At 39.3% G+C, this 26,081-nt stretch carries 16 protein-coding genes, 1 pseudogene and 3 riboswitches; of the genes and pseudogenes, 7 read left to right on the top strand and 10 right to left on the bottom strand.

The genetic code is table 11. The features are described from left to right. Window positions 1–24 precede the first annotated feature (24 nt). The 3 genes from cobO to A3Q33_RS14050 all read right to left on the bottom strand — a co-directional run bounded on the left by cobO (window position 25) and on the right by A3Q33_RS14050 (window position 2,859). The gene (gene cobO, locus A3Q33_RS14060; protein WP_081180485.1) at window positions 25–672 is read right to left on the bottom strand and encodes a cob(I)yrinic acid a,c-diamide adenosyltransferase; all 648 of its coding nucleotides are present in this window, start codon (window positions 670–672) and stop codon (window positions 25–27) included. A 33-nt stretch (window positions 673–705) separates the two neighbouring features. Further along, a complete protein-coding gene (locus A3Q33_RS14055) occupies window positions 706–2,184 on the bottom strand; it encodes a cobyrinic acid a,c-diamide synthase CobB (RefSeq protein ID WP_231295694.1) in 1,479 nt (492 codons plus the stop codon). Window positions 2,185–2,247: 63 nt separating this feature from the next. Beyond that, window positions 2,248–2,859, bottom strand: coding sequence for a hypothetical protein (locus A3Q33_RS14050; protein WP_081180484.1), 612 nt, complete (start codon window positions 2,857–2,859; stop codon window positions 2,248–2,250). Between the two features lie 220 nt (window positions 2,860–3,079). Further along, a riboswitch (cobalamin riboswitch) is annotated at window positions 3,080–3,362 on the bottom strand. 182 nt (window positions 3,363–3,544) lie between these two features. Here A3Q33_RS14050 and A3Q33_RS14045 point away from each other — a divergent pair. The 3 genes from A3Q33_RS14045 (at window position 3,545) to cobD (ending at window position 6,339) form a co-directional block, all read left to right on the top strand. Further along, complete coding sequence (locus A3Q33_RS14045) at window positions 3,545–4,126, top strand: histidine phosphatase family protein (protein ID WP_081180483.1); 582 nt, start codon at window positions 3,545–3,547, stop codon at window positions 4,124–4,126. 42 nt (window positions 4,127–4,168) lie between these two features. After that, on the top strand, window positions 4,169–5,170 hold the full coding sequence (cbiB, locus tag A3Q33_RS14040) for an adenosylcobinamide-phosphate synthase CbiB (protein WP_231295692.1): 1,002 nt from the start codon (window positions 4,169–4,171) through the stop codon (window positions 5,168–5,170). Between the two features lie 125 nt (window positions 5,171–5,295). Beyond that, a complete protein-coding gene (cobD, locus tag A3Q33_RS14035; protein ID WP_081180482.1) occupies window positions 5,296–6,339 on the top strand; it encodes a threonine-phosphate decarboxylase CobD in 1,044 nt (347 codons plus the stop codon). Between the two features lie 107 nt (window positions 6,340–6,446). On the opposite strand, the gene A3Q33_RS14030 is transcribed toward cobD, so the two are convergent. The 6 genes from A3Q33_RS14030 to A3Q33_RS14005 form a co-directional block, all read right to left on the bottom strand. After that, window positions 6,447–8,300, bottom strand: a complete 1,854-nt coding sequence (locus A3Q33_RS14030; protein ID WP_081180481.1) for a TonB-dependent receptor domain-containing protein — start codon at window positions 8,298–8,300, stop codon at window positions 6,447–6,449. Between the two features lie 46 nt (window positions 8,301–8,346). Next, window positions 8,347–8,509, bottom strand: a riboswitch (cobalamin riboswitch). A gap of 30 nt (window positions 8,510–8,539) precedes the next feature. Beyond that, window positions 8,540–10,054 carry a cobyric acid synthase gene (locus A3Q33_RS14025; protein ID WP_081180480.1) on the bottom strand — a complete coding sequence of 505 codons (1,515 nt, stop codon included), beginning with the start codon at window positions 10,052–10,054 and terminating at the stop codon, window positions 8,540–8,542. Continuing rightward, window positions 10,051–10,728, bottom strand: a complete 678-nt coding sequence (cobU, locus tag A3Q33_RS14020) for a bifunctional adenosylcobinamide kinase/adenosylcobinamide-phosphate guanylyltransferase (protein ID WP_081180479.1) — start codon at window positions 10,726–10,728, stop codon at window positions 10,051–10,053. Before cobU ends, A3Q33_RS14025 begins: the two co-directional genes overlap by 4 nt. Further along, a complete protein-coding gene (locus A3Q33_RS14015) occupies window positions 10,725–11,579 on the bottom strand; it encodes an adenosylcobinamide-GDP ribazoletransferase (protein WP_081180478.1) in 855 nt (284 codons plus the stop codon). The genes cobU and A3Q33_RS14015 overlap by 4 nt, the downstream gene beginning before the upstream one ends. Beyond that, complete coding sequence (cobT, locus tag A3Q33_RS14010) at window positions 11,569–12,633, bottom strand: nicotinate-nucleotide--dimethylbenzimidazole phosphoribosyltransferase (protein WP_081180477.1); 1,065 nt, start codon at window positions 12,631–12,633, stop codon at window positions 11,569–11,571. The genes A3Q33_RS14015 and cobT overlap by 11 nt, the downstream gene beginning before the upstream one ends. 167 nt (window positions 12,634–12,800) lie before the next feature. Continuing rightward, window positions 12,801–12,997, bottom strand: a riboswitch (cobalamin riboswitch). A 103-nt stretch (window positions 12,998–13,100) separates the two neighbouring features. Further along, window positions 13,101–13,775 (bottom strand): histidine phosphatase family protein, encoded by a 675-nt coding sequence (locus A3Q33_RS14005; RefSeq protein WP_196797962.1) that lies wholly within the window; start codon window positions 13,773–13,775, stop codon window positions 13,101–13,103. A gap of 257 nt (window positions 13,776–14,032) precedes the next feature. Between A3Q33_RS14005 and A3Q33_RS14000 the strand changes: the two genes are divergently transcribed. The 4 genes and pseudogenes from A3Q33_RS14000 (at window position 14,033) to A3Q33_RS13990 (ending at window position 21,073) form a co-directional block, all read left to right on the top strand. Next, window positions 14,033–14,845: a cobalamin-binding protein gene (locus A3Q33_RS14000; protein WP_081180475.1), complete on the top strand. Its 813-nt coding sequence runs from the start codon at window positions 14,033–14,035 to the stop codon at window positions 14,843–14,845. A 1-nt stretch (window position 14,846) separates the two neighbouring features. Beyond that, on the top strand, window positions 14,847–20,477 hold the full coding sequence (locus A3Q33_RS13995) for an ABC transporter substrate-binding protein (RefSeq protein ID WP_196797961.1): 5,631 nt from the start codon (window positions 14,847–14,849) through the stop codon (window positions 20,475–20,477). Between the two features lie 95 nt (window positions 20,478–20,572). Beyond that, window positions 20,573–20,713: pseudogene (locus A3Q33_RS21150) on the top strand (helix-turn-helix domain-containing protein); the annotation flags it as partial. Between the two features lie 6 nt (window positions 20,714–20,719). Continuing rightward, entirely contained in the window at window positions 20,720–21,073 is a 354-nt protein-coding gene (locus A3Q33_RS13990; RefSeq protein ID WP_502687192.1) for a 2TM domain-containing protein, read from the top strand. 188 nt (window positions 21,074–21,261) lie between these two features. Here the strand turns inward: A3Q33_RS13990 and A3Q33_RS13985 are convergent, their stop codons facing one another. Next, window positions 21,262–25,308, bottom strand: coding sequence for an ExeM/NucH family extracellular endonuclease (locus A3Q33_RS13985; protein WP_081180472.1), 4,047 nt, complete (start codon window positions 25,306–25,308; stop codon window positions 21,262–21,264). Window positions 25,309–26,081: the final 773 nt, after the last annotated feature.

The raw sequence follows: 26,081 nt of genomic DNA, 5'->3' as shown, positions 1-26,081 counted from the left end.
CAGGCTTCACTTGCACCACTCAACTTACCAATCTAAACCTTTTTGTGCTTTTATACCTGCTTTGAACGCGTGTTTGATAGGCTGGACTTCAGATACTGTGTCAGCTAATTCTATCAAACGACGGTGGCACGCTCTGCCCGTAATAAGTACATGTTGCATCTTAGGGCGATTATTCAACACTGCAATAATTTCATCTAATTCAATGTAGCCGTATTTGACCATGTAAGTCATTTCATCAAGTAAAACGATATCAAGGCTTTCATCACTCAACATCTCTTTACTTTTATTCCATGCAACTTTTGCAGCGGCAATATCAGTTTCAGTACTTTGGGTTTCCCAAGTAAAACCTGTACCCATAACATGATGTTGAATAGGGAATTGCTTTAAAATATTCATTTCTCCACACTCCCATTTTGAACCTTTAATAAATTGCACTATACCTGCTTTTTGTCCATGACCAATCGCGCGTAATACCGTACCAAAACCCGATGTACTTTTACCTTTGCCATTGCCAGTAATAACAACAAGCACACCGCGCTCTTCCGTCGCTTGGGCAACCCGTTCATCGACACTGGCTTTTATTTTTTTCTGGCGTTCAACATGTTTTTGTTCTTTGGCTTTAGCTATTTCAACTTTAGACTGCTCAGCAGAACCTTTTTTAATATCATTCATAATTTACTTCTTGTTATATACGTTTGTAAGTTGTTAAAGACATCGCGTTTTATCAAAAATACGTAAAGTTAACCCGGGATTGCTTGGTAAATACCAATGCATATAAGAAGCAAGAATGTTGTTATGCTGGTAAACAAATTCGCCGGCGCGTTCACTCGGGTGATGTGTTGTTTGGCCACTGGGTGCTAGGTCAATTTCAGCAGAAGAATAGTGAAAACTATGTCCTCGCATTATATTATCAGTATTGTCAGCACCACTGGCATCAGCACCTTCGCCAAAACCTGCTAAATCAACCCACTGTGATCCGATAGCCGCTATTTTTTTCTGCATAATAGCTTTACCTGGCATTAAGCCTAGCATCGAAAACTCTTTTCCTGACATATCAGTAAGTTGCTCAAGCAGATACATCATGCCACCACACTCAGCAATAATAGGTTTATGACTACCCGCAAAATATTTAACGTCATCGAGAAAAGTGACATTAGCCATTAACTGCTCAATATATAGCTCAGGATAACCACCAGGAATATATAAAATATCGCCATCAGGTAGGTGTGCGTCAGCCAGTGCTGAACAATAAACGAGCTCTGCGCCGGCTTGCTGTAAAAAGGCAATATTGGCCGCGTAGATAAAGCTAAATGCGCTATCTCGCACAATAATAATTCGGGTGCCGAGCAATGCTTGCTCAGTATTGGTTTCAGTATTGGTTTCAGCATTGTCGGCATTGTGAGCAAAAAATTCTACTTTTTCAGGTAACTCTGTCAGTCCTGTATTGGCAATATGACTTGCTGCTTGATCGAGTTGTGCATCAATATCTGATAATTCTTGCGCCAGTACTAAGCCTAAATGACGTGCCGGTAAGGTAATGGTTTCATCTTTGGGCATGCGGCCATAAAAACGAAACTCTTTCGGAAAGTTTTCATTTATCAGCTCTATGTGACGTTCGCTGTTAACACGATTGGCAATCACGCCAGCAAAAGGTAAATTTTTTCTAAATTTAGCTAAGCCAAACGTAACTGCAGCAAAGGTTTGTGCCATGGCCTTAGCATCAATAACGCCTAGCACGGGTATATTAAAATACTCCGCCAAATCGGCACTACTTGGCGTACCATCAAATAAGCCCATAACCCCTTCAATTAAAATGAGATCTGACTCTACTGCCGCGCGATAAAGTAACTCCTGACAGCCTTGCTCACCAACGAGCCATAGGTCTAATTGATAAACCAACTCGCCACTGGCTTGGCGTAATATCATCGGGTCAATAAAGTCAGGGCCAACTTTAAACACGGTAACTTTACGACCTTGATTACGGTGATAACGAGCTAATGCCGCTGTTACGGTTGTTTTACCTGAGCCCGAATGTGGCGCAGCAATAATAAGTGCTGAACACATAACACCGCTACCCGCTTGCTGCTCGGGTTTATGCTCAAATGCTTTAGGTTGCAATGCCTTATTTTTATGCTTAACGCTGTTGTTCTGGGCTGATAAAGTTTTTTTATTCGCTGATGTCATCAACTAGTCCTTTCTCTTGAGGCTATTTTCTCTTTAGGCTATTTTGCAATTAGCAATTAGCAACTAATGACCATTACTGGCATGGCTATTATTGTTTATCGCTTTATTAACAAAGAAATGGCTGATGGTAAAATCAATCACCATAGCGGAGATAACATAAAAAATAGGATTAGAAATAGATTTAAAGAAATACTTATCAACGCGCGTTGCGTATTCTGCCCAAGACAGCTCAGGAAACTTACCTGAAAATGCGTAATAACTGCCATTTGAGATGAAGAAGGCAATTGAACTGGCAATAAATAAGGCTAATGCCACTTTAACAATATTAGTTTGCCAAGCATTATGCTGCCAATTAGGTCGAGTATAATAACCTGCCGTAAACATAGCGGCGTAACTTAACACTAATGCTGGGTATGAGGTAGTGATACAGTCGCCAAATTGCCCGCGATAGTATGATGAGGCAAGGTCTACCGTTAGGGTCAAAATATAGAAAAACCAGAAGGCTTTAATGTTTCGTAAATACATCCCCGCTAAGAAAAAAATAGCAATTGAAGCACTGGGTAAATGATTAAAACTAGCAAAGTGATGCGTACGTGTCGCAAGCATAAGCAAAGTTAGTATTGCTAATACGGCAACAAATAAACTAATGGGTAATTTTTGATTGACTGATTTCATAACGATTCCGTTGTCTAAAACATAGGTAATGTTAACGGTGTAGGAAATCAAAGTAGGTAAACGGTGTCTGTCGCATCATTCATTATTAAAGCGTAAAATACCTTAATAAAGCATCGGCGATCTTAAAGCTAAAATTCAGACCGTGAACTGTTCTCTGAATCACCGCCCACCGCAGTTGTCGAGTAATATCTAATCAGCAACATTTACAAAAATGTTTACTATCAAAAGATATGACTAGGCCGGTCTCCGGACTCCTGTTCATTGCATTTGCAACACCTTCCCATACCTTCACTATTTTGCTGAGCTCAATTTTACTTAGCTCAATTTTACTTAGCTCAATTTTACTTAGCTCAATAATGATTCAATACAGTGGTTTTGTTGCTGCTCACAGTTACCGTTGCGGGGGCAGTACTGGTATTTAACCAGTTTCACGTTTCATCTTCATTTGTCATATTTCACTCTCAAATAATAATAATGAGTAAACCAAGACAGAAGACACCTAAATCAGCGTTAATTTTACGTCATGCATAGCGGTTATTCAACACTAACACCGACTATTTAGTGTTTAAAAGGCAATACACAGAAGAATGAATTTTTGCATTGAATCGAAGGCATGATTTGGTTATTCTCCTCGTCCAATTAATGGCATTGAACTGCTAACAAATCTAGGTCTAGAAGCTAATAAATGAAAACAAAACTATATTTAGCTCGTCATGGCCAAACACAATGGAATAAAGTGCAACGCTTTCAAGGCCTATTAGACAGCGAATTAACCGAAACCGGTATTCAGCAATCACAAGCGCTTGCAAGACACCTCGCGGATCAGAATATAGACTTAATCATTTCTTCTTCATTAGGCCGAGCAGTCGCTAGTGCTAAAATATGCCAGCAGCAATTAAATGCCCCTATGCTCAGGGCTGACGGTCTAAATGAGCGAGATTTAGGGCATTGGCAAGGTCAGCATGTTGATGATATTAAGAGCGATAAAAACTATCACGAAATATTGCATCAATTTACTGAGCTTAAAGCTGAAAATGGAGAAAGTGCAGTCAGCTGTGCAAGCCGTATTTATCAAACATTAGAAGCATTAGCTAAAAGCCATAGTAATAAAAACTTGTTGGTGATTTTTCATGGTGAAGCATTACGCTGCTTTTTAGCAAAATTAGGCCTAAGCTCAACGGGCAACGCCTACCAGTTATTCGATAATGGCTGCATGCTTAACGTAAACTATCAGCATAATCACCAGTGCTTTGAGCTTTTATCTTAATAAGTTTCAGCCAGTAATTTTTCATACATTATGAGTTTTTAAATGATGATCGCTTTAACCGACAATGTTATTAATGATGTATTGCTGCTGTTGCCCGAATTTACGGTATTTTTCACCCTATTTTTGGCATTAATATTGGATAAGTTTTTAGGTGAAGCAAAGCACTTTCATTATTTGGTCGGCTTTGGCTATTTAGCCAATAAATTAGAAGCGAAATTTAATCCTACAGATTTACATAGCTCGGTTATAAAAACCAGATTACTGGGTATATCTGCTTGGGGTTTACTAGTATTACCCTTACCGATTATTTACTTTTATCTACTGAATGATCTAACTTGGTATTGGCAAGTTTTGCTTGATGCTTATGTACTTTATTTATGCCTTGGTCTGAACAGTTTGTATCAACATGCTTTGCAAATATATCGGCCATTAAAGTCTGGCGATCTCGACAGTGCTCGCCATTTTACTGGATACATTGTTAGCCGAGAAACCTCAGCGCTTACAGAACAGGAAATGTCGCGCGCTACCGTAGAATCAATGTTAGAAAATGGTCACGACGCGGTTATAGCCTCACTCATTTACTATGTAATGGGTGGTGCTCCATTGGTTATTCTGCACCGTTTTGCAAACACCCTAGATGCTATGTGGGGTTATAAAACTTCACGCTATCAACACTTTGGTTATGCAAGCGCCCGGCTCGATGATTTGCTTGGTTTTATTTCCGGTAAATGCTGCGTACTGCTTTATGCTTTACAAGGTCTAGCGCGGGGACGTTTTCGTCAGGCAATATTGAATGCCTTACAACAAGGCAATAAATATAAAAGCCATAATGGTGGTTGGGTGATGGCTGCAGGGGCAACCGTTTTAGGAATAAAATTAGGCGGTAGCGCGCTATATCACGGTAAGGTGATTAACTCTGTTACTCTCGGATCAGGCCAAGAAGTTACCGCTGATGACATACCCAAAAGTTTACGTATAGTCAGCCGTGCTAGCCTGCTGTTTTTAGCGGCGGTGCTGATTTTTCAGATGATAATTTTCAGATGATGTTTTCTAGATAATGTTTTCCAGGCAATGTTTTCCAGGCAATGTTTTCCAGGTCATATTTTCCAGATATGATTTTCAGCTGATGACTTTTTCAATAACTTAGTACATTTACCAATAGGGTTAACATGGCATTAATGCATGGCGGGCAACTGCAACAGGTGGCAGAGCAATATGAAATTCCGCTCATCGATTGGCTTGATTTATCTACAGGCATTGCGCCCACTAGCTATCCTATTCCCAATATTCCAGTCAATGTATGGCAGCAGTTACCACAGCTAAGCCCAAAACTTATCGCTGCGGCAAAGCAATATTATCAATGCTCACAACTTGTTATTACTAATGGTAGCCAAGCCATTATAAAAGCACTGCCTGATGTTTATCGGAAAAAAAATGCCAACGGACAAGCTGTTTATTTACCTGTACGGGGCTATAAAGAACATGCTCAGGCTTGGAAAATCGCAGGTTATAAGTTGCATTGGTATCAGGATTTATTACCTGAAATTGAAAACTTAGCGGAAAATAGCGTTGTTGTGATCATTAACCCTAATAATCCAACTGGCCAGTTTTATACCTGTGATGTAATCAAACAATATCATGAAAAATTAAAACAGCTTAACGGCTTGTTAGTACTCGATGAAGCCTTTATTGATGTTATGCCAAGCGAAAACTCTTATTGCCCGCAAGTTAATGATAATCACTGTTTCGTGCTACGTTCATTTGGTAAATTTTTCGGCTTAGCCGGTATTCGCATTGGTTTTCTAGTAGCAAATAACGATTGGTGTAACACCTTTGCAGCGTTATTAGGGCCGTGGCAAGTCAATGGACCAGCACAAATAATAGCGCAACAAGCATTAAGCGATACTCACTGGCAAGAACAGCAAAAACAGACGTTAAAAAAATGGAGAACAGCTCAAGAGCAAACACTGTGGCAAGTCTTTTCCAAGGCACTAATTTTGGATATAAAAGGCTGTGACTTATTTCTTACGATAGCTTTTAAGCAAGCCGATAGCGCAAAAAAAATCTATCATTTACTATGCCAACAAGGGGTTTATTGTCGACTAGCCGATGAGCAAGACACGCTAAGATTTGGTATTACCTCAGCTGACACTCTTGCACGTTTAGAAAACGCCTGTGCTCATGCCTGCGAGCAACTTATCTCAGAAAAATAACGGTAAAAATAATAGTAAAAAGGCACCTCGTCAGGTGCCTTTATATTAACGCAATTTGAACGGTCAACTCACGATAGCTTAACCGTTTTCAAACAACTGAACATCACTTAGTTTCTGTAAGTAATACCGACATAAAGTGCACGTTCTTGTGAATTGTAACTGCTTGCCGTTTGATATTCTTTATCAAGTAAGTTGGTCACGCGTGAAGAAACACTGAAGTTGCTCGACACGTCATAGTTCAAACCTAAGTTGATCAATTGATAGCTGCTTAAATCAACTTTACCAATACCGAAAACATCATCTTTTCTTGAGCCAACAAATTGGTACTCAGCGTACACATCCACTTCACTAATTGTTGTAACAAACTTATAGTTAAACTTTTCTTTAGCACGGCGAATTAATTGCTCATAGCTCAACTTGCCCGTAGTGTTTGTTGACGATTGATCTTCAGCATCAGTGTACGACATATTAAAATCATGCGTACCACCAAAAGCTTGGTAGTTTGCTGAAATTTCAATACCGTTAATTTCCACTTTTTCGAAGTTTGCTGCCGAACCATTTTTGCGACCAATTAAGTCATCAATTTTTGAGCGATATAAACTAACCGTAGTTTTAACGTCAGAAATTTTGGTTTCAAAAAATAACTCTGCTGTTTCAGAAAGCTCAGAATTAAGCGTTGGCGTACCAAAACCTGGGTAGAACAAGTCGTTATAAGTAGGTACTTTAAAGCCTGTGCCGTAATTAAGCACAACGCGAGTATCTTCATCAACTTTATGACCTACACCGACGTTATAGGTGTTTTCTGAGTTAACATCTTCAACACTATCGTGTCTTACTGTGGCTTCAAATGTCCAAGCATTTTCAGTGTATAAAGCATGGGCGAAAACACCTGTGGTATCTCGCTCTTCTTTGTCATAAACCGTGGTACTTTTAGACACGTCGTCTTGATAATAGTCAACACCAACATTAACTTGAAAATCATCCGAAAACTGGCTGCTATTTACTAAAGAATATTGATTACGACGCGTTTCGAAAATACCTTGTGATTGGCCATTGCTTAAGCTGTCTGCACTGTCACGACTTTGTCCAACAGAAAAAACAGTATTGTTCATTACGCCATTAATATCACTTGCGTAATTTGCTCGCACTAACCACGCATGGTTTTTAATGTCAGAGCCATTATAGTAACCATCGTATTCATTATCGCCGCTGTCACTTGAAAGCATCCATTCTAATGAAAAATCTTCGCTAACTTTTTGCTGGCCTCTAATCGCGACTGAAGTAAAGTCGTAACCATCGTCATCAGTTTCGCTACCTTCTTGAACATCAAACCCGTCGCTTTCTTCTTTACTAATGGTAATACTTGTTTGACCGTCGCCATGGCTAATGCCGGCGCCAGCGCTAAATTTAGTATAATTATCGCTACCATAACTAGCACTCGCAAATAATTCACCTGCAGATAACTGACGAGTAAATATTTGAATAACACCACCAATAGCGTCTGAACCCCATAATGCTGCACGTGGTCCTTGCACTATTTCGATCCGCTCGATCATTTCAGGTGAAATAGTATTTAAACTTGTACCGCCCGATGTAGCAGAACTAACACGCACACCATCAATAAGCACTAAGGTATGATCTGAATTCGTGCCACGCATGAAAATAGAAGAATTTTGACCTCTACCACCATTTGTTGCTATATCGATACTCGGTACTGTAGACAGCAAATCTAATAAAGAAATAGGATTAGCAAGCTCGATATCAGCACGGGTAATAACCACTTGGCTAGTTAGCGTGTCATCAATATTTAACTGTGAACGCGTTGCAGTTACCGTTAATACTTCGACATCTTTTGCTGTGTTCTCGGTATTTGCCGAAGCAATAAAAGATGTCGACATAGCGCCGGCAACAGCAAGTGATAATAGTGATTTTTTGAAAAAATTGTTTTGCTTAATGTTCATATAACCTCATTAACGATACCCTCCGCACCGTAGTATTTACTGCGTTAAAACACAGTTTAATTAAGTAGGCTCGAGTGCTCGGACTGATATAATTATGTTCGCTATAAATACAGCATGCATAACTACAATTACCGTTGCGGGGGCAGTGAAGAATTCTCATCTTCTTCCCTCAAACATACTATATAAAACAGTAACTAAACTATTTAGCCACTGTCGCTTATTTAAATTCTGTTGTGCGACTAATTCGCCAATTTACTCTTTGGTGTATCAACACCTTGATGAATAATGTCGTAAATTTTATCCATAGCTAAATACTCGTTACAAACACCAGCTAGCCGCTCAAGTTGTATTTCTCGATGCTGATTAATATCAATAACCGGAGTTTCTAAATCTTTAATACCTAGCCAATTTAATACCAGCTGGGTGGGCGCAGGACAATCAAAGAAACCATGCAGATAGGTAGCAATAATTTTTCCGTCATCTGAAATACAGCCGTCAGGAATACTTTGATTGTGTGTTGTCGATTCTCGGTGAATATTCAGTAGTGAGTGACTTAATGCTGGACCCGTTGAAACACCACAATGTATTTCGTAACCGGTTAACTGACACGTTTCGCCATTAAGCGTCATACTTGCTGACACTTGGCTTAAGGTTTTGTTTTGCGTGAGTGTTGTTGTGAAATCGAGCAAGCCTAAGCCCGATACTTGTTCAACAGATGATTCTATTTGTTCAGGGTCAAAAATTTGCTTACCCAACATTTGATAGCCACCACAAATACCCAATAATTTTCCGCCATAACGCAAGTGTTGCTCAATTTCTTGCTGCCAGCCTTGCTGCTTTAAAAACGTTAAGTCAGAGGTAACATTTTTACTGCCGGGTAAAATGATTAAATCGGCCCCTTGTAACGACTGACCTATTTTTATGTATTGTAAATCAATATTCGGTTGTAAGCGTAGCGGGTCAAAGTCGGTATGATTGCTCATATGGGGTAGCAAAGGTACAAAAACCTTAACTTTTGCTTCTGTGACTTTATTATCAAGTGCTACGGCATCTTCAGCGTCTAAGGCTAAATCATGTAAATAGGGTAAAACACCTAACACCGGTTTACCTGTGCGCTCTTCTAACCAATCCAAGCCAGATTCAAGTAGCTTTATATCACCGCGAAAACGGTTAATGATAAAACCTTTTACACGCGCTTGCTCAGACTCCGATAATAATGCCAGCGTACCAACAAGGTGAGCAAATACGCCACCACGGTCAATATCAGCCACTAAAACCACAGGGCAATCTACCGCTTCGGCATAGCCCATGTTAGCAATATCATGGGCGCGAAGATTAATTTCCGCGGGGCTGCCTGCGCCCTCTACGAGTAAGACGTCATGATCGATAGCCAAACGCTGATGCGATTCTAAAACAGCTTGCATCGCCACTTTTTTGTAGTCGTGATATTTGCCTGCTTCCATATTGGAAATAGCTTTACCATGAACAATTACTTGTGCGCCCGTATCACTATTGGGCTTTAAAAGAATGGGATTAAAATCAACTCGTGCCTCAACTTTTGCAGCAATAGCTTGCAAAGCTTGGGCGCGACCAATTTCACCACCATCTTTTGTTACGGCACTGTTTAGTGCCATATTTTGTGGTTTAAATGGCGCGACATTATATCCGGCATTAACTAACACTCGGCACAGTCCAGCCACTAAGGTACTTTTTCCTGCGTCTGAGGTTGTGCCCTGCACCATTAATGTTTTCACAATTGTGCCTTCTGGTTATTTTTTTCAGACGATTTTAATGTTAATGGCAAACCAGCCATGACAAACTCGACATTATCAGCCATTTTAGCGATGGCTTGATGCAACCAACCGGCTTGGTCGACAAAGCATCGAGACAACTCGCCCATTGGCACTATGCCGTGCCCCACTTCATTACTGACTAAGATAATTTCAACACGTCTTTCAACATGTCTTTCAACAGAAGCGGATTCTTGCGTATTTTTCTGCTGCTGAATACGTTCCAAAACGCTGAGCAATTGCGCTTTTTCTTGCTGCCAATAGTCGAGGTTACAAAAATTAAGATTACCATCAACAGTCGAGTCATTATCAACATTAGGTTTACACAAACTATTACTTAGCCACAGCGTTAAACAATCGACTAATATACAAATACCTGAAGTACTAGTTGAACTAGCAATTGCAGACTCAATGGCTTGTGCTAATAACAAAGGCGATTCTATCAAATGCCAATGTTCAGGACGCTCAGCTTGATGTTGGGCAATTCTTTGCTGCATTTCAGCATCGAATGCTTGCGCTGTCGCAATATAGGTTACCGGCAAGTTTGACGACTTCGCATATTGCTCGGCCAACGAGCTCTTACCTGAACGGGCGCCGCCAATAATTAACTGTACTTTATTCAATGTCACTTGGCTCATATACCCACCGAAGTAAGTGACAATAATGTGATGTAAATAACCACTTCTGACAGCTGTTGAGCAGCGCCTAAACAGTCACCGGTATAGCCACCTAATTGTTGAGTAAACCAGCGTTTTAAACACCAACGTGTCAGTAATAAAATAACCACTAATTTCCACGCGACACTAAAAGATAAGGTCAATAAAATAATCACTGTGCCCGTAGCCAGTAGCGTTAAATAACTGTTGTTTGATAATGCTTGCGCTAACGGTTTAACTTTTGAAGTGGCATCTTCACTCACATAAGGCATGTCAGCAATCAGGCTTGTTGCCAGTACTCGGCTTAAGCAATGACCTAAGACTAAAATAGACAACACACTTAGTGTCTCATTCAACACATCAGCGTTAGGCATCGTTTGCTGAATAAGCGCTAATAACGCTTGGTATTTGATCATCAAAATAAAAAACAAGGCCGCCGCACCATAGGTACCTAAACGACTATCTTTCATGATATTGAGTTTATTTTCTACTGTCCAACCGCCGCCAAAACCATCCCAAACATCTGCCCATCCATCTTCATGAAAGGCACCTGTTAATAGCACACTTGTTGCCATGGCAACTAACAAGGCAACCTCAGCAGGCATGAACATAGCACAAAGATAAAAAGCACATGCTGAAGACAAACCAATGAACACCCCAACTAAAGCGAAATATCGACTCGCTTCATTTAACATATTTGCACTTACTTCAGCGCTAATGTTAACGGGTATACGGGTAAAAAAACTCGTAGCTAACAGCAATAACTGCCATTGCTCTGCCAACTGCCCTTGTTTCGATACATTTGACGGCTGTTCATCAAACTCAGGTAACATCGGTTACCTCAGCATCGGCAAAGCTTGCCATATCATTATAAAAGGCTACTGCTGCTTGTATGATTGGTAGCGCTAATGCCGCACCTGTACCTTCACCTAAGCGCAAGCCTAAATTTAATAAGGGCTTAACTTCTAACCATTGCAACATTTTTTCGTGACCTTGCTCACCTGAACAATGCGCAAACACCATATAGTTTTTCACGTTGGCATTAAACTTAATGGCCAACATGGCCGCAGCGGTACAAATAAAACCGTCGACAATAATTAACATGCGATTTTCTGCCGCTGCAAGCATTGCTGCGGTGATCTGAACAACTTCAAAACCACCTAAGCAGCGTAAAATAGACTCAGCATCAGTGAGGTTATCGCGATGAAGAGCTAACGCTTGCTCTACCACTTGTTGTTTCTTCAGCACTATTTCATCAGAAACGCCGGTACCACGCCCCACCGCTTCGCTGGCTGGAATATTCATTATGGCGGCCATTATTGCGGAAGCAATCGTGGTGTTACCTATACCCATTTCACCAAAAGCCATAATATTACAACCAGTATTCTTGATCTCAGCAATATGTTTTTTAGCAAAAATAAAGCCTTGCTCAACTTGCTTTTGAGTCATTGCTTCTTGATTATTAATGGCTTGGGTAATATTGCCTAAACGTTGGTTTAGAACGGCTGTTGATAATACCGGTTGTAAAATACCTGCATCGACAATATTTAACGTCCAGCCAAGTTGTTGACTAAAGACATTAATGGCTGCGCCACCGCCAGCAAAATTTGCCACCATTTGGCGAGTGACTTCACTAGGCGCAATGGATACACCTTCGCTAGCAACACCATGGTCGCCTGCAAAAACAGTTAAATGAGGATGGTTTAATTGTAACTTATACTGACTGAGCTTAGGCGCTTCAAAATCGGCAGTTGTCAGCTGAATTTTAGCGATTTGCTTTGCTAAGTGCTCAAGCTCTCCCAGGGCACCTAATGGCTTTGTTTTACCATTAATTACCGCTTGAATTTTTTCTGAGTGTTCGTCACTTACCGCTTGAATATCAAACATTTTAACGCCTAAATAGTACCAAACCATAAAATTAAGTTGGCTGATATATATGATTAACGTCGATACGGTTTTGAGGTTTAATGGGAGAAATCTGGTTTCAAGAATGACATGGTCAAAATGAAAAAAGATAAAAAATCCAATGCCCGAGTAACCCGCTCGACGTGGTAATTAATGCACATATTTCCCCTGGTATCCTGACTTACAGCATCTAGATATACTCTACACAAATCACTTTATTACATGATGACTTGGCGATATATCGTTCTGTTTACAGTTGCGGGTACAGTTGTGGACTTTCACCACATTCCCAGTTTTACATTCTCAACAATGGTTTTCCCATCAAAGAAAGTAAAATTGAATATGACATTATTAATTTAATGGCGAGATTATCGACAGCTAGGACAAAATAGCAAGTTTTTTTTAACACAGCTAAAAGGCAAATTCATAAATAACTGTCAGCTTTTATACTAGAGCATCAATTTAGGCCAAGCTTTACCCTTATCGTCAATCGTAATTTGAAGATGAATTAGCCCGCCATAAGGTACATCAAGATTGGCCATATGATTAACACCAGGTATTGGTAAACCCAACACTTTAGCCAAAATATACCGAATAACACCACCATGACTAAACACTAAAGTATTTACTGCTTGGTTTTGCTTATTTTTATGAAGATGAGATTGCTCCAGTTGTGCTAACAAATTATGCCAAAATTTATCAACACGTTGCGTAAAACTTGCCATTGTTTCACCATTAGGAGGCTGGCATTGCCATGGGTTTTGCCAAAAATCACCTAAGGTTGGTATTTTTTTATCTGAAGAAAGTTCGATCTGTTGATCTGGTTCCAGTTCTGGTTGCCAAAGGGATTGATAACTTTTTCCGTCCCAGTCACCAAAGTTCATCTCTTGTAATTCAGCTAAAACCTGTATGGGCAATTCATTTTTTTGGCAAAATTTTTCAGCAAATTCGCGGCAACGAATCAGTGGAGAGCTATAGCAATGTGATATATTAGGCAGGTATTGAATGGCATTAACAAGCTGTTTTTTGCCCGTATCAGATAGCGCAATATCAGTGCGACCACATAGAATACCTGTTTGCACTAATTCACCGTGGCGTAATAAATAAACGTTAAATACTGACAACCCTATGCTCCTAATTAATCAACTTGGTATTTATGTATACAGTCACTAAATGATTTACAATTAAATCATGTCACAGTCTATCAAATATACTTATTGCATTATCAACTAACTGTTGTGCAATAAGATCGTCACTAAAAAATTAATCATTGTGTCTCACTTTTTGATAAAGTAAAAACAGCTAGCGTTATCAAACTATAAAATAACTGCGTAACGATACTGCTATTAATAATAACAACCAAGAGTCACAAGGAAAATACATGATCCCTGTTCCTGAACCTAAATGGCCAGAGCGAATTATCTGCTTAACAGAAGAAACCACCGAAGCGCTTTATCTTATGGAAGAAGATCACCGTATAATTGGGATTTCAGCTTATACCATGCGTCCTGAACGCGCTCGAAAAGAGAAAACAAAAGTCAGTGCCTATATAACGGCAAGAACCGAAAAAATATTATCGTTAAAGCCAGATTTAGTCTTAGCATTTTCTGATATGCAAGCTGATATCGTTGCCGACTTGATCAAAGAAGGTATACAAGTTCACTGTTTTAATCATCGCAGTATTAGCGAAATCCTGCAGATGATTCGCACTTTGTCAGGATTAATTGGCCAACCAGAAAAAGGCGAAAAACTTGTTGCAGACATGCAAAAAAATTTACGCAGCATTAAACAGCAAGCAGATAAACTACCAGCTCGGCCAAAGGTTTATTTCGAAGAGTGGTTCGATCCTATCATCACCGGTATTGGTTGGGTTAGTGAGTTAATAGAAATTGCGGGCGGAATAGATTGCTACCAAGAGTTTTCAACACAGTCGTTAGCTAAAAACCGCATTGTGGCCGATGCCAGTGATGTTATTGCTAAAAATCCTGATATATACATCGCCTCTTGGTGTGGTCGTAAATTTGATAAAGAAAAAGTAACTTCCAGAGCAGGTTGGCAAGCTATACCGGCAATAAAAAATGATGATATTTACGAGATAAACTCTACCGATATTTTACAGCCTGGACCAGCAGCATTAACCGATGGTGTTGAACAGCTCGCTAAAATCATCAAGCAATGGGCTGAACGCAGATAAAATGTTAAATTTTTTCCACAAAAAAAACGGCCTAATCGCCATATGCAGTGCATTATCTTTTGTTTTCAGTAGCCACGCTTCAGGCCAAGCACTTGATAAAGTTTCAATTCAACTCAATTGGTTTCATCAATTTCAATATGCGGGTTATTATGCTGCAAAAGAGCAAGGATTTTATCAAGAACTGGGCTTAGAGGTTGAATTAAGAGAATTCAACGGCCCTGGTGATGTTACAGATTATGTTATCGACGGTCGCGCTGATTATGGCATAAGTGACTCGAGCTTAATCATAGACAAAAGTCAGGGAAAACCTGTCGTTATTGTCGCACAAATATTTCAACACTCTCCCACAACTATCGCAACATTGCGCTCCTCCGGCATAGCCAGTCCATTTGATCTCATTGGCAAACGCATCATGGTGGATAAAAAGTTTAAGAACTATGCCCCCGTAACCGCAATGCTCATGCAAACAAAACAAGATGCATCAGTTTTTACTTGGCAAGAGCAAACAGAGCAACTTTCCGCGTTAACGTCTGGTGCAACTGATGCTATTTTAATTTATAGCACGAATGAACCATTTGAATTTAAACAAGAAAACATTGAAATTTTGACTATCAGTCCTAGAGACTATGGTATTGATTTTTATGGTGACAACTTATTTACCAGTGAATCAGAGGTGAAAAACAACCCTCAACGTGTGCAAGCAATTCGTCAAGCAACCATTAAAGGTTGGCAATATGCACTTAACCATCAGTCAGAAATAATTAAATTAATTGAAGATAAATATAATAGCCAAGGAAAGTCGTATAGTCACTTAAGCTTTGAAGCTAACGAAATTAGTAAAATCATTTTAGCTAAGTACATTCCACTTGGCTCAATCGCTCGCACACGCATGGAAAAAATTAGCGAGATATATCATCAGTTGGATATGATCGACTCGCCTTTTATACCCACTAACTTATTGCTTGAAGACGCATTAATCGACTTTGTCCCAGAACATAAGAACGATAGTAACAGCACCTCATTAATTTTTATTATGGTATTGATATCGTTAGCATTAATATTTTCCACATTACTTTTACCAAAACTCATTAGTCAACAGCGCATCGCTGCGTTTATGGCATCAAGAAAATTTCCATTTATCGTGCATTCAATATCGGCAATCAATATAGCCATTATTTTTAGTGTTATTTACTTAACGCTGCAAGACAATGAAAAAATTACTCGCGCCAACATGCAAAAAAATCTTGAGTTTGTCGTAGAAGCAACCAAAACTCGTCTTAATGACTGGATCAGTGTTCAAGAAAGGTTATTAAAACAAATAGCTAAAAGCTACACAGTCGTACAACTCACTAAAGAGCTACATCTTCAGTCGGCGCTAAACGAGCCTCTTATCGCCTCAAAATCGACAAAAAAAATTCGCCAATATTTTAGTCAAAGTAGTATTGAGGGCAATGACTTTTCGATTATCAGTTCAGAACATATCAATATTGGCTCTAACCGTAACGAAAACTTAGACAAAATCAGCTTAATAGCCCAACAACACCCCGATATTATAGCCGCTGTTTTTACTGGAGAAAGTCACTTTGTACCGCCAACAAAATCGAATATATCGGACTTATCGGGGAGCGCTGTTAAGCCGATAGATCAATACAGTATGTTTATGATCACACCAATCTTCAATGAAAATAATCAGGTCATTGCGGCGTTATCTATGCGTATTCAACCTAGCGGTCAAATATCGCATATTATGCAGCAAGGTCGCATTGGTAACTCAGGCGAAAGCTACTTGGTAACTAACCAAGGGCAAATGCTTTCTAGAAGTCGATTTGAAGCTGAATTTTCGGCCATTAACTACTTACAAAAATACAGTAAGAGTAAGCAACTTATCACACTTAAAGTACCAAAAATCAATGTAATGGAAAATCCTGACGCGGTATTTGATATGCAACAATTACCATTTACATTTATGGCAAGTCACCTGATTAATAGTGCCCGTTCAGATAATATTAGCCTAATTACCAACAATAAAATAACCAGTAATATATTGGGTTATAACGATTACCGTGGTGTCTCCGTTTTTGGTGCTTGGTTATGGGACAATCAATACGGTTTTGGTATTGCGACAGAAATTGATGTAAATGAAGCGTTATTGGGGGTTAATTCCCTACGTAATAAGTTGATGTTAATTGCCTTTATTACCCTGTTATTAACCTTAACCTCGAACATTTTTACCATTTCTGTTGGACAACGTTCAACAAAATATATGCGCCGTTCAAAAGCAGAACTAGAGCAACAGGTAGCAAAACGTACTGCTGAGTTGCATCAACGTGAACGGGCACTTTGGGAGCTATATGAACATGCCCCGGTCGCCTATGCGACATTAGACCCTCAAGGCTTATTTATTAAACATAATGTTGCATTTGCGCATATGTTTAAGCGTCCACGCGAAACATTTACCACTTTAAACTGGCAAAATTTTGTTGCACCAGCGCATTATGTTCACCAAATATTTCAAACTAAATCACACCCCTTAGAGTGCGAAATTCCGGTAAGCATAAGTGACACAACCACAATAGATACCATGCTCTCAGCCCTGCCGGTTTATAATGAAAATGAACAATTAATCGAAATACGCTTAACCTTAATCGATATAACGCAAAGAAACGCAGCCCAAGCTCAATTTGCCGCGTTAATGGAGTCGGCACCTGATGCTATCTTAATGTTAGATAAGCATCGAGAACACAGCCTAGTTAATTCGCAAGTATTAACTATGTTTGGCTACGATAAATCAGAGCTTATTGGTCAAAAAATAGAGCTATTATTACCCGAAGAAACGAACTTACATATTTTTGATCATATATTGAATGAACCGGCCCCAGAAAAACAATTACTCGAACTTACCGGCAAACGAAAAAACGGCCATGAGTTCTCTGCAGAAGTGACGGTTAGCGCACTTGATATTCATAATGACCGCTTTATTGTCGCCATTATTCGAGATATTACCGAACGTAAACTGCATGATGCAGCCTTAACTGAGCATATTGTTTTCCAGCAGGCCTTAGCGGACACCATTCCCTACCCAATCTTTGTTAAAGACCCTGACTCAAAAATTACTAGCGTGAATAGTGCTTATGAGCAAACCTTTAATGTAAAAAGGCAAGATGTGATCGGCAAAACGGTACTAGACTTAGAATATTTACCATTAGCTGATCGAAAAGCCTACCAAGCTGAAGATACAGAGCTTATTGCTTCAATGGGCATGGTACGAAAGGAAATACCGCTTGTTTACGGCGATGGTTTGGAACATACCATTATGTATTGGGTAAAAAGTTTTGCAAAAGCTGATGGCAGTGCTGGCGGATTATTGGGCACATTTGTCGATATCAGTGAACAAAAAATGGCAGAGCAAACCCTCGCGCATGCAAAGTCTTTAGCTGAAGATGCGGTTAAAGCTAAATCTAACTTTTTAGCTAATATGTCGCATGAAATTCGCACGCCAATGAACGCTATTATTGGTATGTCGGCATTAGCATTGAAAACCAACTTAACACCAGAACAAGAAAATCAGATTACTAAGGTCAACATTGCTGCTGAGTCTTTGCTGGGTATTGTTAATGATATTTTAGATTTTTCAAAAATAGAAGCGAATAAACTCGACATTGAATCAATCCCGTTTAGCTTAGATGATATCCTCGATAACCTCAGTAATATGTTAGTTGATAAACTCAATGAGAAACAAACTGAATTAATTTTTGATGTTGAAAAAAGTGTCCCGCTCAATTTAATTGGTGATCCACTGCGTCTCGGCCAAATATTAACAAACTTAGGCAGTAATGCCGCTAAGTTTACTGAGCAAGGTGAAATCAAAGTTCACGTTTCATGTATTAATAAACAGGACGATAACGTGATCTTAAAGTTCTCTGTTTGTGACACGGGTATAGGCATGAGTTCATCACAACAAGAAAAACTATTTCAATCGTTCAGCCAAGCTGACGCTTCAACAACAAGAAAATATGGCGGCACAGGCTTAGGATTAGCTATATGCAAGCGCCTTGTTGAGTTGTTAGGTGGCGAAATTTGGCTAGAAAGCGAAGAAAATATCGGCAGTAAGTTTCATTTTACTATCAACTGTCAAAGCCAGTCATTGGAGAGTATTAGCGCTGATAAATCAACATCAATTAAAGGCTTAAACGTTGCTCTACTAACAGATAATAAAGCTAATCAACCTATTTTAATGCGCATTCTAAAGTCATTTGGCTTTATGGTCGAAAGCTATGACTCGGTCGCCGAAGCGCTACCTGAACTAAGTCAACAAGCTAATATTATTGATGTTTTAATAATCGACTTTATAAATTACCGTGACGATGGAAACTGTCGCGATATTGCGTTAATTCGAGACAAATATACTGATTTACCCTTATTACATATTCTCCCCGATAATGACAAAAATTCGATGCAAGCACTCGAAGGAGAAGATAACTATTTTATCATGTGTAAGCCGATAACCTCTTCTAGTTTGCTCGACAGCTTATTGATCACTTTGGGCCACGAGAATCTCCGCAGCATAAAGTACAGTTTATTTGACCATGAATCGTCGCCAGCAATACAGACATTGCAAGGTGCAAAAATATTGCTGGTTGAAGATAATGAAATTAATCAAGAATTAGCAACAGAATTACTAACTAAAAATGGTATTGAAGTGGTGATCACCAATAACGGTCAAGAAGCGATAGACCGCCTTAACCATGAACAGTTTGATGCCGTGTTAATGGATTGCCAAATGCCCGTAAAAGATGGTTACACCACCACACGTGAACTTCGTCAAGAACCACGATTTAGCGATTTGCCTATTATAGCAATGACCGCAAATGTGATGGCAGGCGATCGTGAAAAAGCTATCGAATCAGGTATGAATGAACATATTGGTAAACCCATCAATACCAGTGAATTATTTGTTAAATTGGCACAATGGGTGACGCTCAATAGTCCTAAAAATTCAAATAAAGTTAAAAGTTCAAACGACGATAAAGCCGCTTTATTATCAGGTAAAAAGAAGCAAACGGCCATCCCTAAACTTTACGGCATAGACACAAAGGCAGGCTTAACCATAGCACAAAACAATCATAGCCTTTACCTGCGTTTACTGCTTAAATTTAAAGATAACTATTCAAACGCAATGGAGCCTATAGCAAACGCATTCGCCAAGGAAAATTTTGCTGAAATTGAACAACTGGCCCATACTTTAAAGGGTGTAGCAGGCAACATAGGTGCTAAACAGCTTTATGAACTTTGCCAAATATTAGAAAGTAGCGCTGCCCTTGAGGATATTAACCCGCTCATTTTAACCCAGTGTAGGGATGAACTTAGTCTTATTAAAGTGGCGTTAGCTGTATTAAATCACCCTAAGCAGACCGATGTAGATTTCAATATTTCTACTTGTAAAAGTCTAATTAACCAATTAAAAATTGACGTAGAGAATTATGACGTTGCCGCTATTGATACCATTCATGCATTATTATCAATGACCCAACAGCAACCCTACCACCAGCAACTAAAAAACATTATGGCAAAAGTTGAAGTTTATGAGTTTGACGACGCAGCCAAACAACTAAAAGAAATTATAATTGAATAATCAGCCAGTAACACAGTAAACATAAGCTGTTGATTTTTAATAACTGTCACTATAATGTCAGGTAAAAGTCGTAGTAAAACTTTATCTAATAATGAATAGTTCAATACGAACAGCAACAAGGAGAAGTAAAGACCGTCCGAAAATTAAGACTTAAAAGAGCATGGTCTCAGGAGCAATTAGCCCAGTTCAGTGGCTTAAATATAAGAACGATTCAACGCATTGAACGAGGTCAAAAAGCAGGTTTGGAATCATTAAAATCTCTTGCCGCTTTTTTTGAAATTGAACTTGATGAATTATTGGAGGAAAAAAATATGGAGAGCTCAGACAAATATAGCGAAGAAGAAAATCGTGTTATTGAGCATGTGAGAGACATTAAAGGATTTTATAGTCACCTTATTAATTATGGCGTGGTAATCCTAGGGTTGTTTATCGTTAACTTTATCACTAGCCCTGGTTATTATTGGGCTTGGTGGGCGGCATTTGGCTGGGGTATTGGAGTAATATCGCATGGGATGAGTGTATTTGAGGTATACAGCTTTTTTGGTGCTGATTGGGAAAAAAAACAAATTGAAAAAAGGCTAGGTAAAAAGCTTTAACGCCCGCTCATCAAACCACCTCAAACCATTAAATAAACACAAAAAAAACATCTACCCATTGGGCAGATGTTTTTTATTGGATATCGCTAAATTAACATAGCAGTGCTAATTCAACGTGTTTCTTAGCTTACTCATGTCAGTAACAAATCTATATAAGACAATTTTCTCACTGAGTATTCTGCGCCTAATTATAGCGGCTCCGGATATAACGCTTCTAAAGTTAGGGTTACATCACTGTAATGACGCTCGCCGCGTAATCTTATATACCAAGTCCCTGAAGTGGGTAAATCCATCACACAACTTTCTTCATTACCTACTAACTTAGGTCGGCAATCAAACTTATTCTTGTTAGGTTTTTTACCTGCTCTAACATATAAGTCAACGTTACCTGCACCACCGGTAATTGTAGCGGTAAAGCTTACTGACGTTTCTGGTACCTCAAATTTAAAAGTGCTCCAGCGTGATTTTGTTCCAAGGTCTGTATGCACTTCTTGCACCGAAATAAGTGGCGTTACACCTTCAATTTCAACTAACACAGGATCATGGTCAGATGCACGATAAGCATTACTGTCGTACATAGTAACTAGCTGCTCGGCATTTTTATATTCTGTGTTGTAATCAAAAATAGTCGGCTCATCAGCATTAATATGCCATTCAGTCACATCAATTACTTTTTCGCTTAATGACGTTGACGCCAAAGCATGGTCTAACGTGCCAATTTCACCTTGATAAGCATAGCTATAAGCCATATCGCCGATAAACTGTTGCGCAAGATTAGTATAGCCAGCACTTTCAATCGTAGTGACCGGATCTTCTTTACTGTAAGCATTCAAATCACCAATGATCAAGATATCGTCATCTGCAATACCGGTTGGATATGTCGCTAACCAAGCCGTAATCGCTTCTGCACCTTGAACACGTCGTAGGTTATAACAACCTTGGCCATCAAGCTTATCTTCATTTTCAACACCACCACTACTTGAACAGCCTTTAGAGCGAAAATGATTGATCGCAACGGTTAAACGCTCACCCGTTTCAATAGCTCTGAACGACTGCGCCATAGGTGCACGGTTATGATATTCAAATGGGAATCCGGTCAAATAAGCAGTAGTACCAAATTCAGTCACAGCTTTATCATTGTAAATCATCGCTACCTTAATGCGATCACCACCAAGAAGTTCAACTCCCGTAGCAGCATCAGCCTCAATATTTGGATTAACAAAGCTGTAATGAACATTAGCCGGTGCCACAAGGTTTAAGCCGTGGACTAAATCTTGGATGGCGCTATGCTCACCAAAACCGTCATTTTCCATTTCAAGTAAACCAACTATATCGGCATCCATTTTGGTAATAGCCGCAATTATTTTACTGCGCTGACGGTCAAACTCTTCAACACTATCTGCGCCTCTTGAAGTAGGAAAACCACCACCTAAGCCGTCACCATTAAAGTAATTTAATACGTTAAAACTAGCAATACGCAGGTTGCCGGTAGCTAGCACAGGTGCCTCAGTTCTTACATTAACACTATCAAAAGTCGGTGCTTCAACAGGAATAATTCGATAATTACCAAAACTATAATCAACCAAACCAGTTAACGCCGTGACCTGATCTCCAGCACGCAATGTATTTGCTGCTGATAAACCATTAGTAGGGTAAATAATGTTTTCAGGATTTGAACCATTGATACCATCATCAAGCGTGACTTTATTCAGCGCATTTCTAGCTGCTAATACGCTATATTCAGCAGAACCTGGAAGATGAATGTTGGTTGGCACATATAAACGACCATTTGATAAAGCAACTTCACCATAACGACCGAGATTATAGTTATCGGTAACGGTTAGCGTTTCAGCAATGGTAACTAACATGCCTTCGATGCTTTCACGTGCTTCACTTGAGCTAAAAGGTAAACTTAAGTTACTGGCTAATACACTATCAGTACCACAAATTAATGTCGCTTCTGATTGATTGATTTGTGTTTTACCATAACTTTCTGAAATTTTACCAATAACCCTAACGACACTATTTACTGCAGGGAACTCTCCACCGGCAGTTGCAACAAAGATACCTTCTGATGTGAGTGGGTCCGCATCTTGATCAATTGACTCTTCTTGCATAAAGAAACCGTTTAGCGCAGGAAAACTGCCCGTTACAACCCCTTCAATAATATGACTTTCGCCAACAAGTGGTGATGAAAACCCTGCACCTTGTACAACACTAATTAATGTTGTTGGATCGGCACATTCACCAATTAAACTAATGGGCTCTCCACCACTATTACTAGTATGAGTACCGATATAGTCAAAAGTATCCTTAGCATAACCATCCCACTCTAGCGCAGGGTCAAAAGCATCATCAACAATCGTATCACCCATTGTTATCGTACTTTTACGCACTAAGGTATTATCTTTTGTGCTTTGTAAATCACTGCCCCATTGTGAGCCAGGATCTTCACCAACACGGCCAATTGAATCAATAACAACATTGTTTTTATACAAAACATAAGCGTCATCACCATTATGGCTGACTGAGCTAGATATTTGGTTTGCAACATCAAGTATGGCTGAAGCAGCACCTGAATTAGCAATGACGTACACGCTATTACCAGCAATAATACCATCGAGGTCAATCATGGTTGCTGACGAACTACCATTGCTAAAGCTACCTAGTTGATAATTTTCAGCGCCTAAATCTACAGCATTCGCAGAAGGATTAAAAAACTCTAACGCTTTGTTAAGACTACCGCCTTCAATATATTCAGAGATAAATATTTCAGGATTAATAACAAGGTGTTGGCCTAAGTCTGAAAATTCATCTTTACCAAACCCTGTCCATTGTATTGATGGATCAAACGTATCATCAATTACGGTATCGCCACTAACAATGCTGCTGTTACGACGTAAGGTATTATCTTTAGTGGTATAAGTATCACTTCCCCAAGCAGAGCCTGGATCTTCACCTACAAGCCCAAAAGAGTCGACCACTTCGTTATTTTTATACAGTACGTAAGCATCATCACCATTGTGACTCAGTGAACCACTTAATTGGTCAGCCAGACTTTTTACCGCGTCCGAAGCTCTTGTATTAGCAATAACAAAGGCGCTATTTGCAGCTATAATGCCACTTAAGTTGATCATTGATGCATTAACGCCACCGTTGCTGAAACGACCTAATTGGTAATTTTCAGCCGCTAAATCTATGTCGCTGCCTGATGCATTATAAAGCTCTAGTGCTTTGTTATTACTGCTGCCTTCAACATACTCAGAAATAAACAATGGGCTTGATGATGGAGGAGTACCGGTATCACCTCCACCGCCGGTATCGCCACCGCCGCCTGTATCACCGCCACCTGTATCACCACCGCCAGTATCACCTGTACCAGTACAAGCATCGGCGCTGAAGAGTAGATTTATCCATTCTGGGTGATCAACAAATGGGTTACGGTTACCTTGATATTCATAAATGCGGTTATGTCTGTTTTGCTCTGTTACATCTACAGGGTCTGTAGCATGCCATTCAAGTAGTCGACATAAACGACCAATTTCGCTGTCGCCAACAGACGTTAAACGGTCAACCACCTGTAAATCCGGTGTCGCGTCGAAGCCTTCATAACGGGTGTCCATATAAAAAACCATACGGGCAACATCGCCTTTAACCGAATCCCTAGGTTCAAAAGAGTCATTGTCGACTCTATTTGCTGGCGCTTCTGACAAAGGTGAATCGCTGTTATCAAAATCTAAATTACCGCGCGACGAATTCACTGAAATATCGGTAGGACGTAAATGATGAATATCGGTATAAGCTTCTAAACTTGAAGCTGAAAAACCATGACTTTTTGGCCAAACATGCTCTCGGTTCCAGTTATCTTGGTTTGTACTTTGTGAACCGCTACCATTTGACATTTTAGGTAATGAAATGCCGCTATAAAGTAAAATTACATTGGCGGTATTAGAGGGATCTTCATCGGTTTGTGTTAAGGCCGACCACACTTCTGAATAAGATAGATTTTTGTGGTTTTGGCTAATAGCACTGGTTATTTTTGTTTTTATTTCGCTTGCTGGCAAATTATCGTTAATTGCCGCAAAAGCATCAGCATAGTAACTACCATCGTTAAAACTGCTTGCATCGGCAACTTTATCTAATGGCGGGCAGTTAAAACAAGCATCAGCAATATCACTAGCTTGAGCTAGCGAGGCACAGAAATAAGCAAATATTATGGGGGACTTTAGTTTCATTATTATTCCTATTATTAGTCATTTTCATAGTATTTCATGATTAAATGTCAAAAGTATTACAGCCCTTCACAGAGCTACACATCTAATCAATTTCATCTGTATTAAGTCTAAAATATCTCACAACATAACCATTTGGTCAAATTTTAATCTACTATGATTTTAATCTGCTATAATTTAAAGCATGTGTACGTATAGCCCTTATAATTAATGATATTTATATAGCCCTGCTACTAACTATAAATACCTGACCATTTGTACAGTATAATTTCACATATAAAGGCTTTAAATTATAAAATGTTATTAGTTCGTGGGAGATAGAGAAAATAGAGTATTTTAATCAAGGGGAGGTATAGTGAATAAATAACGATGACAGGTTAGATTATTACGGTTGGAAGCTGAGTGATATCTACTTTACATTATCCTCTAACGGGTAGGCTAATTTATAATTTAACTGAATTGGCATGTTAGATATATTTCGTTTTAACGGAGCCCGTAAGTTGGCTAATAACAATGATTGGACATAAATAATTAATTTTTGCGTACAGGAGAGGACAAGAATGGTGTGCTAACATCAGGAAATAAAGCGCGAACGATAACATCAACGTTTATTTAATAAGCTCCCCCTCGATAAAATTGACATTAATTCGCAGCTACATTGTACGTTGGGGGAAACGAGTCAGTATAAGGCTTCTATTCTAATAACTCGTTATAAAGAACAATATGCACCTGCGTTGCCCAATAAGCACTCCCCATGCATCACCAATGCTGTACTA

The organism is Colwellia sp. PAMC 21821, assembly GCF_002077175.1.
Classification (GTDB): Bacteria; Pseudomonadota; Gammaproteobacteria; order Enterobacterales; family Alteromonadaceae; genus Cognaticolwellia.
Note: the sequence above shows the minus strand (reverse complement) of the source record. Positions and strands in the feature narration are given on the sequence as shown.